The sequence below is a fragment of the Thalassospira lucentensis genome (genome assembly GCF_050516545.1).
Lineage (GTDB): Bacteria > Pseudomonadota > Alphaproteobacteria > Rhodospirillales > Thalassospiraceae > Thalassospira > Thalassospira lucentensis_C.
Genome location: NZ_CP191544.1, coordinates 1,178,468 through 1,190,862, shown reverse-complemented (window position 1 = coordinate 1,190,862; position 12,395 = coordinate 1,178,468). Strand labels below are relative to the sequence as shown.

The following is a 12,395-nucleotide window of genomic DNA, read 5'->3' as shown; positions in this document are numbered from 1 at the left end:
CCTCGGTACACACGTCTTGCGAACTGATGTGATGCTGTTCCTCCTTCCCGATGACGATAAAGGTCATTCGAGCGTTTCGACTGTGATAGCATTTCCCGGGCGGTCCGTTCGGAGGCATGCTCTTCAATGCACTTCACAATTTCGCTGTGCTCCCGGAGGGGTACATCTTCCTTGACCTGACCAGATCAACAAGTCGGTATGGTAATTGAACATCCAGTTCAGCATCGCTTCACTGACGACTTGAAAAATCGGGTTGCCGAGATGCTCAATGTCATGATGTGAAAGACCATATTTCTCTTGATAGAGGCCGCCGCACCTCCAAGCTTTTCGCGCTGTGCTTCAACCAAATCTTTTAGATCTTCAACGTCATCCGCCGTCGTATAGCGCGCAGCAGGTTTACCCGAAGACTTTACTCGATACGCAGCGGCAACGCGCCTTAAAGAACTCGGCCTTTCATGAGAAGAGATTGCATACATCGTTGCTGACGAAACAGCGTCGATGGTCCAGAAATATACACGCCAGCACTGAAACGCGAGAATGGCCATTGACAAAATCAACTGCGCCGATCAAGGCGGACAAGTTACTAACTCTGGCTTCGAAAATCAGCGCCCACACAACAACTTATTGTTTTTATTAAAGAAAAATGGCGATCCCTGCAGGACTCGAACCTGCAACCTACAGATTAGAAGTCTGTTGCTCTATCCAGTTGAGCTAAGGGACCGCTGGGTGGGGTGGTTTGCTGTACCCCGGGGCATGGCATTGGACGCCTGCCCGATATGAAGTCAGAGTTTAACGTCCCCTGTCAGACGAAACGGGGCGGAAATCCGCCCCGGTGGTAGGTCAAGCCATCAGGCAATCAACAGATCAGACGACGCGTTTAAACGCGAAGTTATCAGCATATGCTTTGATCTGGATTTTACGTGGCTTGGGCATTTCGATATCCGCAATCAGCTTATGCTTCGCAGCAAAGGCCTGTGCTTCTTCGAGGGTTTCGAAATACATGCGTACCTGACCACGGGTATCGGTAGACCCGATCCATCCCATCAGCTGATCTGCGACTTTTTTCGCACCCGGTTCAAATTCCATAACCCAGTGCTTGGTCGCAGCCTGACCGGACTGCATGGCGTTCTTGGCAGGTTTATAAACACGGACCTTCATCGGGACCCTCGCCTTGATCGTCGGGATAAGATGGTGATGGCAGTGAATTGGGTTTCTTTACCCCCTGCAATCAAATCATCTTTTACACCTTTTGTCGTGAATTGGAAATCCCGTTGGATAACCGGTCGAACAACAAAAGGGGAAGATGGTCGGGAAGGCGAGATTCGAACTCGCGACCCCCTGCTCCCAAAGCAGGTACGCTACCAGGCTGCGCTACTCCCCGAACGAGGGAGGGTTTAGCACCACACTCTCGACTGGGCAAGCCTGTATTGTGCCTTTTTGCAGAAAAAATTGCAGAAAAACCAAAGGCCGCAGATATCCTCTGCGGCCTTGCTATTCCTGATTGATCTTTTGCGCCCCAAAGGCGGCCTGATATCGCGCCTAACGCGGCAGGCCTTCTACCTTTTCACCGACTTCAAAGCCCATTTTGTCCGACGCACCACCATTTAGCTCCAAAACAAAGCGAACAGGCTTGGGCGATGCGATGATGGCTTCTGATTGCGGGACGGTGCGTTTTTCAATGCCAATAATCATGCCGTTGGAATCGATGAACAGCATATCAAGCGAGATAAAGGTGTTCTTCATCCACATTGAAATATCGCGTGGCCCGCCGAAATCAAACAGCATTCCGGCATCATTGGCCATTTCAGTGCGGAACATCAATCCGCGCGACCGTTCTTCGGGCGAGATGGCCAGTTCGACATTATATACTTCGCCATCGACCAGAATGCGCGATCGTTCAAACCCGGTTGCCTTCGCGTTCAGCCCCGCAACAACTGCTGCGCTGATAAAGCAAACAACCAAAGCCATCTGAAAGAACGACTTCATACCCCATACCCCTTTAGTCTTTTGACGCGTTCCCGAACCTCGTTCCGGATTGCGCCACCGCGCCATGGATCCGCCAATGTCGTAAACAACGTGTCTGCGGGTTTTCTTCCACGGCTATGCGTCCATCTTATGACACGCAGGATATTTTCCGCTGTGATAGGTAACACAGGGGGTATTTCGATCCCGTTAATGGTCGCCCACACCCCGGACCAACAGCGTGCCACCCCAAATGGACTATATCCTCCGCCACCCAAAACCAGACATCTTGGCGCCAACTGGCTCATCGTCCCCACGACTTCCCAGATTGATTGGTTGCCCAAAAGCTGTTTTGACAGTGGATCTTCCAAAAGTGTATCACAACCACATTGTAAAACAATAGCTTGCGGCTCAAAAGTTAATGCAAGATTAATCAAATATTCATTCAGGACATAGCACATCTCATCATCATGCATCCCGGCAGGGATCGGCAGGTTCCGCGCCATACCGCCCGCAATGTCATCAATTGCGCCGGTCTTGGGCCACAGGTCTTCCTGGTGCATCGAAAACGTCAGAACCCGGTCATCATCGGCAAAAGCAATTTGAACCCCGTCGCCGTGATGGGCGTCAATATCGACATAAAGCACGCGATCCAGCCCCGAATCGAGCAACGCATAGATCCCCAGAACCGGATCATTAAAATAACAGAACCCGGATGCCCGGTTGCGCAACCCGTGATGTGTCCCGCCGGCAGGATGATGAATAATCCCGCCATCGGCGATAAGCTGTGCGGCCTTGATCGACGATCCGGCAGCGGTCGCCGGTCGCCGGAAAATTTCCGGGTAAATCGGATTGCCGTTTTTGCCCAACCCGAATTTGACCATCATCTCTTCGGGTAAAATCTGATCGCGCTCGGCCTGTATGACGGCATTGATATAATCAGGATCATGGAAACGGGCCAATTGATCGGGCGTTGCCACCGGCCCGGTCAGATAGGTTTCTTCATCCACCCACCCCATCGCATGGACCATATCGACCACCAGCGACACACGCGGGATCGCAAGCGGATGTTTCGGGCCATAACTGGACCCACGATAAATCTCGGCCGCGATCATGCGCGGGTTTATGGCTGGAGCACGGCAATCAGGAAGTGTCACTATAAACGCCAGACGGAATGTGGTGGATAAAACGGCTCAAAGAATTGACCGTTTCATCCAGGGCTTTCAAGTTCTGATTTGAATGACACGTTGTCGCAGCAAAGATCAAAAGCCAACGCCACGTGACGAGCATGTGATTACGACAAGATCAAACGGTGTCTCATCACATAGCGACAGGACGCAGCGGATTGACCAGACTTGTGACTTGCCGCACTCTTTGACTGTCAATTCACGCCCTCATGCCGAAACCGGAAAGCTCCAAACGTGCGCCAACAACACAGCCCCGACCAACGTCGCAAACGCATTGTGATGCTGATCGTCCTTGCCATCGGCATCGCCTTTCCAGTTGGTTTTGCCTTGAATGGACTGAACGATTTCGATTTATCTGATCGCCATGTCACAGAACTCGGCTTTGTCCATGATCAGGATAGACTTTTCGGCAGTCTTGTTCTTCCCGATGAAAGTCATGACGGCCCAGTTGCCCTGATTGTGCACGGTGATGGTCCACAAAATCGATTTTCAAATGATACATATCTGCCGCTGATCAATACTCTGCTTGATCGCGGGATTGGCATCTATAGCTGGGACAAACCAGGGATAGAGCAAAGTTCGGGGAACTGGCTTGATCAATCAATGTCAGATCGGGCTTCCGAAGCCTTGGCAGCATATGCGAAAGTCACGGATCAATACCCAGCCTTACGTGACAAGACCGGTTTCATCGGGTTCTCTCAAGCCGGGTGGGTTGTTCCAAAAGTTCTGGGCGACCATGATGATGTTGCTTTTGGCGTAATGATCGGTGGCGCGATCAATTGGCAGGATCAGGGAGCCTATTACACACGCAAACGCATGCAACGCGACGGCATCCCAGAAGATGAGATCGTCCGTACCATCACCAAAGATCAATCACGCGACGCTAAAACATTCGCGCCCGACGCGCTGTATGAAGACTATCTGGCGGCCATCCAACATGAAAACATCCCCGTAATGAGTGCCGCGCGCTTTGGCTTTGTGAAGCGTAATATCACCTCGGACGCACAGTCCGGTTTGCAAAAGATCGACCAACCATTTCTCGCTCTTTTTGGCGAAGATGACCTCAATGTTGATGCCCGAAAAGATTCCGAGGTTTACCGAGAAAACCTCAATACCCGTCATCAACAAACACAAGTCACCCTGATCCCCGATGCCACGCACGGCCTCTTGCGAAGTGGTTTGTTTAACTATCAGCGTGCATCTGAAATGCCCGTCACCCGCCAGTTGTTATTTACCATCATGGGCCGATACGCCTATGCGCCCGATGCAATTGAAGTTTTGGCAAACTGGATCCTGCAAACCACCACAAATCGCTAAGACCCTGCCTTGCCTGCCCGAGGATTCTCGGAGCGCAAATCAAGGTGCATCGTCGCGAACGATTGAAATCCGAATACATGTTTGAACAGGCCGATATGTTGCGTATCCACAGCATGAAATCCGTTGCGTTCATACAATTCTCTGGCGCGTGTATTGGTGTTAATCACATCCAATCGGACTTTGGCCAGTCCATGCTCCAAAGCCCTACACGCAACAGCATCCAGAAGGGCAGTTCCAATCCCCTGCCCGCGCGCATCCGGATCAACAAAAATGCCATCCATCAGCAAGGTATTGTCTTCTAGGTCGCGTTCCAAAACCTCTAGCACGACACCGCGCCACAGCCCGCCCCAAAAACCATAGACCGAAAATAGATCGGACAATCCACCACCTACAAAAGCACCGTCCGCCGTTTTAAAACCGGCAATGCCGAGCAACCTTCCATCACTGGAAACTGCGCTGATGGCATGATCGGATTTCATCACGCGTGCTAAAAAAGCCAATACCTTGTCGCGTGGGTTCATAACCGGGGCAAGCTTTTGGCGGAAGGCCTCCCAAAACAGGAGACAGGCCGCATCCCGATGGGAATCGCTTAAACCCGGCAGAATTTGAAAATTTTGCTCTGTCATGATTTGGGCCGGATGTTGAGAATGAGTGACCAATCAAAATAGGCCTTAAAAAAGAATAGACTACAAGTGATGTAGCTCACCGAGGCAATTTCATCACGCCGCAACACATGGCAATACACAAAAATCAAAGCCAACATCTTGCGATCTGAAAAGTGTGATCAATTGTTACAAAACTTGACGCAGGCAAAATGTCTGCGCATAGTCCCGTCATCTCCGGGGGGGCCGATCGTAAATCGGCTGAGAGGTTTGGTGTTGCCAAACGACCCTTTGAACCTGAACCGGTTAAGACCGGCGTAGGAAGGATCGTATGACTAACACCAAACAACCGACCCGTTCGGCATCCAATCCCACCCAGTTCGATATTCACCTGCGCGGTGCCCGTGTGGCATTTGGCGGTGCTGATATTTTCCATGACCTTGACCTGACCTTACAAGCGGGAAGTTTTACCTGCTTGCTGGGCCCCAGTGGCGTTGGAAAAAGCACGCTTTTGCGATATCTCGCAGGGCTGGAACAAGGCGATGTTAGCGGTAACATCACCTGTTCAGATGGCTTTCCCTTGGCCGGGCGGGTCGCCTATATGGCCCAGCAGGACTTATTGCTGCCATGGCGCAGTATGCGTGAAAATGTTGAACTTGGTGCGGTCCTCCGCGGCGAACGCCCGGATCATGAACGGTCTGAACGGCTCATTGCCGATGTCGGCTTAACCGATGCTGCACATCTGCGCCCGGCCAAACTTTCTGGCGGCATGAAACAACGCGCAGCCCTTGCCCGAACCCTGATGGAAGACCGCCCGATTGTCCTGATGGATGAACCGTTTTCGGCCCTTGATCCGATCAATCGTCTGCGTCTCCAGGAACTTGCCGCCAAGGTCTTGCGTGGTAAAACGGTCTTGCTGGTCACCCATGACCCGTTAGAAGCCCTTCGTCTTGGCGATCATGTCCATGTGTTATCGGGCACCCCGGCAAACTTGCGAAATGCGGTAACCCCAACGGGCCAAAGCCCGCGCAACATCGCCGACCCGGCGATATTGGCACAGCAGGCAGAATTGCTGCGTCAACTGGGTGCGGACATGGCGGAGGCCGCGATATGAGCCCGCTTTTAAATCCTCATACAAAATCAAAACCGCTTTCCGAACGGCGCTGGCTTAAGCTTGCCCGACCGTTCATCATTATCTTTGCGTTGATTGCAACTTGGCAGTTGATCGTTACCCTTACGGGGGCGCCAAAATACATGCTGCCAACCCCGGCGGATGTTTGGGTCACCTTGATCAAACGCCATGCGGTTCTGTTTGATCATGCGCAATATACCATTGCCGAAACCGTGATTGGCCTGTTTGCCGGGGCGGCCCTAGGCACCTTGGCCGCCATTCCCATGGCGCTGTTTACGCCGGTTCGGTTCTGGTTAATGCCGATCTTGCTGGTATCCCAGGCCATTCCGTTCTTTGCCCTAGCACCGCTTTTAGTACTTTGGCTTGGCTTTGGGTTGGCATCCAAAATCGCCATGGCCGCCCTGATCATATTCTTTCCCGTCACCGTCGCCTTTTTTGATGGCTTGGCCCGGACGGAACCGGGCTGGATTGATCTCGCACGGACCATGGGGGCAAGTCGCTGGCGGCTTTTAACCCACATTCGTCTTCCCGCCGCCTTGCCTGCCTTTGCATCGGGTTTTCGCGTTGCTACCGCCGTTGCCCCGATCGGGGCTGTGATTGGCGAATGGGTCGGGTCAAGTCACGGGCTTGGATATTTGATGCTGCACGCCAATGCCCGGGTTCAGATTGATATGGTTTTTGCCTGTCTTTTGATCCTGTGTGCGTTTTCGATCACGCAATATTTCATTGTCGATCGTGTGTTGCGTGCGGCACTTCCTTGGCAACCCGACAGCTTGAAACCTGTTCGATAAACACAATCGTCCTGCCAATCTGGCAGCGAAATAAATCCTCATACAAATACCAAAGTAACGCAGTCATACGGAGCTTCATTGATGTTACCCCTGAAATCCATGATCAAAGCAGCAACCCTCGGTGCCGCAATGACGGCAAGCCTTATCGGTACGGCAACCCCGGCCTTTGCCGCGGACAAGCTGGTCATTCTTCTGGACTGGTTTGTGAACCCCGACCATGCGCCATTGATTGTCGCTAAGGAAAAGGGCTTCTTTGCCAAGCATGATCTGGATGTTGAATTGATCGAACCATCTGATCCGTCCGCCCCACCGCGCCTTGTTGCCGCCGGTCAGGGTGATGTTGCGGTGAATTATCAGCCACAGCTTCATGTTCAAGCCGCCCAAGGCCTGCCCTTGACCCGGATCGGAACATTGGTGGCGACTCCGCTTAACAGCCTGATTGTTCTTCAAGACGGCCCGATCAAGGAAATTGCCGATCTTAAGGGCAAGAAAATCGGCTATTCACTGGCCGGTTTTGAAGATGCGCTTTTGGGTACCATGCTGGCCAATCACGGGGTGTCGATTGACGAGGTAGAGCTGATCAATGTGAACTTCTCGCTCTCGCCATCACTTTATTCCGGTCAGGTCGATGCCATCATTGGCGGCTATCGCAATTTTGAACTGAACCAGATGGAAATCGAAGGCAAACCGGGCAAGGCATTCTTCGTCGAAGAAGAAGGTGTGCCGCCTTATGACGAACTGATCCTGACAGTGCGCAATGACAAAACAGATGACCCGCGCTTTGCCCGCATGATGGAAGCCCTTGAAGAAGGCGTTCAGTATCTGATCAACCATCCTGATGACAGCTGGAAATCCTTTATCGCGGCTTACCCAAACCTTGATGACGAACTAAACATCAAGGCATGGGCAGATACCCTGCCGCGCTTTGCCCTGCGCCCGGCTGCCCTTGATAAGAAACGCTATGAACGCTTTGCCGATTACATGGTCAAACAAGGGTTGATCGAAGAAAGCCCGGCCCTGGAAACTTATGCCACGGTCATCGACTAACCCAAAGTTCCCCCTGCTTTCGCACCCCCTGTCCCGGTGGATGCGAAAGTATTGGTCTGTATCCCCATGGATACAGACCGGCCCCGAAGGCCGGAACGTGTAATGCGTTCCGGCCTTTTTCTTGTTTACTAACAAGAAAAAATTCGACCAACTCACGGCTCAGTTAAAATTTTGATTTGCCTAGTCCGCTCCCATTTAAGGGCCTGACTGAATTCCTCGCATGAATTTACAATTGTAGTCAGATTAGACACTGCATGCTCGTGGCGGTGAGCATCGAAATCACCTGATCGGTCATTATTCAGCCGGATAGTTATTCTTTTAAATGCATCAGCAATATTGCTCAAAGCCAGCCAGCAGTCATAGGGAATTTCTCTCTTTAGCTGCAGTTTTTCCTCAACATATCCTTTGTCATAGTGCTCTAGATCACTTTGCGCTCTGTTTGCTGCTTCCCGCATCGTCGGTCCGTTGCCAGAAATGATCGACCACACGTTTATTCCATTAACGGCCTCAACCTTGCTTTCTCCTAACAACTCCAAAACACTCAGATTGTTTGATGCGACAGCTTTGAGGCCGAACAAATAATGATCGACCTCAAAGGCAACAGCAAGATCGCTATCCACTCTTTGCCGTATGCTGTGCCTAATTTGCGTTTTTGCGGACGAAAACACTGCCAAACCTGCGGTTAGACCGAAGAGCCCTGCGGTTACTGTTTCCCACTCAAACCCATTGACGAAATTTGCAAAACCAACCCCCATTGTGGTGCCGACTAACCCCGTTGACGCGTATACACCTGCAAACAGGCATACAAGCGCGACCAGCAACGAGATCCAGAACACTGCGTATTCCCAGTCTTTGAACATGTATTCCCCTCTACAAAACAGTTACCTTGCGGTTACCTTGGATTATGCCACATCTCATTGGCATATTCACAATCAGCGTCAGGAAGCCACGTGCAGATCAAAAACAAACCAGCGCACCACACCGAAACCGGGTTTGAAAACCGCCATCCTTTGCCCGATCCGGTCAAACGGTCGTTCTGGCGTTTTTTGAAACGGCGCTATTTTGGCGATGACAACTGGCCCAAGGCCAGCAAGCAGGCTGGCAAAACCCCGACCGAAACGCCCGATCATGACGCGATCCACAACCCTGATCCGACCCGGCTTCAGGTCACATGGGTTGGACATGCCACGGTTCTGGTGCAATATGGCGGATTGAACATCCTGACCGATCCCGTCTTTTCCAAGCGCGTATCGCCGTTTAAACGCATCGGCCCAAAGCGCTATAGCCAGCCTGGCTTGACCATGGATCAGTTGCCAAAGCTTGATCTGGTGTTGCTGTCACACAATCATTACGATCATTTCGATCTGGAAAGCTTGGCCATTCTTGGCAATGCACCGCGCTATGTCCTGCCGCTTAAAAACGGGGTTTTGTTGGAAAAGGCCGGAATTACGCCGGATCGCTATGACGAAATGGATTGGGATGATCAGCTTTCCCATCCCGGCGTGACCATAACCCATGTCCCATCCAACCATTGGTCAAGCCGTACGACCAAGGACCGCAAGGAAATGCTTTGGGGTGGCTATATCCTTGAATTTTCAGATGGTTACCGGTTCTATTTTGTTGGCGATACCGGCTGGAACGAGGCACTGTTTAATGAACTTGGCGCACAGCATGGCGGGATTGATTTCGGCCTGATCCCGATCGGGGCATATGATCCACGCGATTTCATGCGCAACGCCCATTGCAATCCCGAAGAAGCCGTTCAGATCATGCAGGTGATGGGCGTGAAACAGGCCCTTGCTATTCATTGGGGAACGTTTGTTTTAACGGCTGAACCGGTTGATGAACCACCAATCCGATTGGCATCGGCCTGCAAGGATAGCGGCATCGGGTCGGATGACTTCATCGCCCCGCCAATTGGTGCAACCCGGTTCTTTGAGCGTAAAGCAAAACCCCAACAGACAACATCGCCAAACATCCAGCATACCCCGTCCCCGGCATAGCTGCCCCCATCAGATCAGTTTGGTCGTTTTTCAAACCGCGTGCTAAACATCCGTGATCGCATCACAAAACCGTAACATCTTTCACGGATGCCCCACGATGAGTTTGACCGTCTTTCTTGCCGTAATGGGTGCTGCCCTGATGCATGCCGTTTGGAATGCATTGGTCAAGGGTGGCCCGGACAAATTGATGAGCATGACGGCCATCGTGCTGGGCCATGTGCCAATTGTTCTGATCTTACTTCCATTTGTCGATGTGCCTGCGCGTGAAAGCTGGCCCTATCTGATCGGCTCCATCGGACTTCATATTGGCTATCAGCTGTTTTTAATTCTGGCTTATCGGCTGGGTGATCTTAGTCAGGTCTATCCGATTGCCCGTGGATCATCGCCGTTGATTGTTGCGGCGGTTTCAGTGCTGGTTCTCGGTGTCACGCTGCAAGTCAGTGAATGGATGGCGATTTTCGTGATCGGTGTCGGGATCTTAAGCATGTGCATTACCCGTCAAGCCGATGGTATGCGCAATCGCAATGCGGCGATTGCCGCGATCATCACGGGTTGTTTTATCAGCAGTTATTCACTGGTGGATGGAACCGGTGCGCGACTGGCCGGAAGTGCGCTTGATTACTATGCCTATCAGACCATCGGCGATGTTGTGATCTTTGCCATCATTGCCTGCGTCATGCGCCCGCGCATCATGTTGGATATCGCCAAAAAGGGCAAAAAGGTCTTCTTTGTTGGCGGCACAGCATCCTTTGTTGCCTATGCCACCGTCATGTGGGCCTTTACCCAGGCCCCGATCCCGCTTGTTGTTGCCTTACGCGAAACCGGCATCGTATTTGCCCTGTTGATCGGGGTGTTTTTCATGGGCGAGAAGCTGAACCTTGTGAAGGTGTCCTCAACCATGATGACCTTGGGCGGGGCGATTATCCTGCGTATGAGCCGCAGCCTCTAACCGCCCCTGCCAAAGCCATCCTCAGCCGACCGTCAAACCCGCGTGCGTGGCCGTCTTACAGACCCGTCTTCAAACCGCGACAGCTCCATCCCAGCAAGGCTGATCGATGGTTGTCCGGTTGTGATCCAGTCCGCCAGCACTTTACCAACCACCGGTCCCATAGCAAAACCGTGCCCGGAAAAACCGGTCGCAACAAAGAAATGCTTGGGGTTGTCGAACTGATCAATCACCGGCACGGCATCCGGGGTGACATCAATATCACCCGCCCATTTATCAACGATGCCGACTTTCTTGATTTGCGGGAAAACCTTTTGCAGGTTGGTCATCGCATTGCTGACCCGCACTTCATAGGGTTCCGCCTGATTGGTCCGTCGTCCAATCAAAGGCTGTTTTGCTGCGTCTGATCCCGGCAGGCGATCAACGATATCGTCAAGGAAGCGCTTGTTCAGGTGAAACTTGAACGTCGCCCAATTGTCAAACAGCCCCGGCGCAAACGCCTTGGCATATTTAAACCGCCCCAAGGTCAGATCAATATCGGTCATGAATTCATCGGCGATGTTCATTGACCCGTCGGTCCGTTGCCGAAACGCAAGGCCCGAGGCCAATGTGCCCGCGGCGGAAATGTCGGGGACCGGCGTTGTTCGAATAACCGTGCCACGTGTGGTTTGCTGTGGCAAACGGCGGCCAAGTTGGGCGACGAATTTATGGGTGGCAGCCCCGGCCGCACAAATCACGTATTTGCATTTAATCTCGCCGCGTTCAGACACGACCGAGCTGATTGCGCCCGCCTCTGTTTCAATTGAAAGCGCACCGCATCCCTCGGCAATAACAGCCCCCAATTCACGGGCACGTTTGGCAATCGCCGGTGCGGCCTTTTTCGGTTCTGCCTGACCATCTGATGGGGTGTAAATCCCGCCAACGCCCGGTTTGGTAATGCCCGGCGTAATTTTTGCGACCCCTTTTGGATCAAGAACCTGGGTTTCGATGCCAAATCCCTTGGTTTCTTCGATCCAGTGTTCGAAATCGGACATTTCAGAATCATCACGGGCAACAAACAAAACCCCGCCCTGACGCCATTCTAGGTCGGCATTCAGTTCCTTTTCCAGCCCCTGCCAGATGCGGTTACATTCCATCATCAAGGGCAGTTCGACCGGATCACGGCCTTGTTGGCGCACGAACCCCCATGCGCGACCAGACTGTTGCGAAGCAACGGTGTCCTTTTCCAAAAGAACGACCTTCATGCCCGCCTTGGTCAGGTAATAGGCACTTGAAGCGCCATGAATGCCGCCGCCAATAACAACAACGTCACATTCGCTTGGCAGGGTAATTTCAGGGTAATTCGTCATGTGGGGACTTTCAGAAGCTTGGATATGCGGTTTTCGATTTGGCGTGTGGCGCGAACCAA

At 52.3% G+C, this 12,395-nt stretch carries 13 protein-coding genes, 2 tRNA genes and 1 riboswitch; of the genes, 6 read left to right on the top strand and 9 right to left on the bottom strand.

Features of this window, described 5'->3' with window-relative positions; all coding sequences use genetic code 11:
- Positions 1–218: 218 nt before the first annotated feature.
- From ACQ0MK_RS05515 to ACQ0MK_RS05490, 6 genes are all read right to left on the bottom strand, one after another.
- On the bottom strand, positions 219–545 hold the full coding sequence (locus ACQ0MK_RS05515; protein ID WP_430475165.1) for a hypothetical protein: 327 nt from the start codon (positions 543–545) through the stop codon (positions 219–221).
- A 99-nt stretch (positions 546–644) separates the two neighbouring features.
- Positions 645–721 (bottom strand) — tRNA-Arg (locus ACQ0MK_RS05510).
- Positions 722–864: 143 nt separating this feature from the next.
- Positions 865–1,158: an ETC complex I subunit gene (locus tag ACQ0MK_RS05505; protein ID WP_350043686.1), complete on the bottom strand. Its 294-nt coding sequence runs from the start codon at positions 1,156–1,158 to the stop codon at positions 865–867.
- 146 nt (positions 1,159–1,304) lie between these two features.
- Positions 1,305–1,381: transfer RNA gene (locus ACQ0MK_RS05500), tRNA-Pro, on the bottom strand.
- A gap of 158 nt (positions 1,382–1,539) precedes the next feature.
- Positions 1,540–1,986: a DUF192 domain-containing protein gene (locus tag ACQ0MK_RS05495; protein WP_350043685.1), complete on the bottom strand. Its 447-nt coding sequence runs from the start codon at positions 1,984–1,986 to the stop codon at positions 1,540–1,542.
- Positions 1,983–3,119: an acetoin utilization protein AcuC gene (locus ACQ0MK_RS05490; protein WP_430475164.1), complete on the bottom strand. Its 1,137-nt coding sequence runs from the start codon at positions 3,117–3,119 to the stop codon at positions 1,983–1,985. Before ACQ0MK_RS05490 ends, ACQ0MK_RS05495 begins: the two co-directional genes overlap by 4 nt.
- A gap of 264 nt (positions 3,120–3,383) precedes the next feature.
- Here ACQ0MK_RS05490 and ACQ0MK_RS05485 point away from each other — a divergent pair, with 264 nt between their 5' ends.
- Positions 3,384–4,466: an alpha/beta hydrolase family protein gene (locus ACQ0MK_RS05485; protein ID WP_430475163.1), complete on the top strand. Its 1,083-nt coding sequence runs from the start codon at positions 3,384–3,386 to the stop codon at positions 4,464–4,466.
- Here the strand turns inward: ACQ0MK_RS05485 and ACQ0MK_RS05480 are convergent.
- The gene (locus ACQ0MK_RS05480; protein WP_430475162.1) at positions 4,463–5,092 is read right to left on the bottom strand and encodes a GNAT family N-acetyltransferase; all 630 of its coding nucleotides are present in this window, start codon (positions 5,090–5,092) and stop codon (positions 4,463–4,465) included. The two genes, ACQ0MK_RS05485 and ACQ0MK_RS05480, sit on opposite strands and share 4 nt — an antisense overlap.
- Positions 5,093–5,297: 205 nt before the next feature.
- Positions 5,298–5,409: riboswitch (TPP riboswitch) on the top strand.
- Here ACQ0MK_RS05480 and ACQ0MK_RS05475 point away from each other — a divergent pair.
- From ACQ0MK_RS05475 to ACQ0MK_RS05465, 3 genes are all read left to right on the top strand, one after another.
- Complete coding sequence (locus tag ACQ0MK_RS05475) at positions 5,400–6,182, top strand: ABC transporter ATP-binding protein (RefSeq protein ID WP_430475161.1); 783 nt, start codon at positions 5,400–5,402, stop codon at positions 6,180–6,182. (Overlaps the previous riboswitch by 10 nt.)
- Positions 6,179–6,991, top strand: a complete 813-nt coding sequence (locus tag ACQ0MK_RS05470; RefSeq protein WP_430475160.1) for an ABC transporter permease — start codon at positions 6,179–6,181, stop codon at positions 6,989–6,991. Before ACQ0MK_RS05475 ends, ACQ0MK_RS05470 begins: the two co-directional genes overlap by 4 nt.
- Positions 6,992–7,072: 81 nt before the next feature.
- Complete coding sequence (locus tag ACQ0MK_RS05465) at positions 7,073–8,038, top strand: ABC transporter substrate-binding protein (RefSeq protein WP_430475159.1); 966 nt, start codon at positions 7,073–7,075, stop codon at positions 8,036–8,038.
- 152 nt (positions 8,039–8,190) lie between these two features.
- Here ACQ0MK_RS05465 and ACQ0MK_RS05460 read toward each other — a convergent pair whose 3' ends face one another.
- Positions 8,191–8,898, bottom strand: a complete 708-nt coding sequence (locus ACQ0MK_RS05460; protein ID WP_430475158.1) for a hypothetical protein — start codon at positions 8,896–8,898, stop codon at positions 8,191–8,193.
- 90 nt (positions 8,899–8,988) lie between these two features.
- Here ACQ0MK_RS05460 and ACQ0MK_RS05455 point away from each other — a divergent pair, with 90 nt between their 5' ends.
- On the top strand, positions 8,989–10,041 hold the full coding sequence (locus ACQ0MK_RS05455; protein ID WP_430475157.1) for an MBL fold metallo-hydrolase: 1,053 nt from the start codon (positions 8,989–8,991) through the stop codon (positions 10,039–10,041).
- Positions 10,042–10,138: 97 nt separating this feature from the next.
- Entirely contained in the window at positions 10,139–10,990 is an 852-nt protein-coding gene (locus ACQ0MK_RS05450; RefSeq protein ID WP_430475156.1) for an EamA family transporter, read from the top strand.
- A 32-nt stretch (positions 10,991–11,022) separates the two neighbouring features.
- On the opposite strand, the gene ACQ0MK_RS05445 is transcribed toward ACQ0MK_RS05450, so the two are convergent.
- Complete coding sequence (locus ACQ0MK_RS05445) at positions 11,023–12,336, bottom strand: NAD(P)/FAD-dependent oxidoreductase (protein WP_430475155.1); 1,314 nt, start codon at positions 12,334–12,336, stop codon at positions 11,023–11,025.
- Between the last annotated feature and the right edge of the window lie 59 nt (positions 12,337–12,395).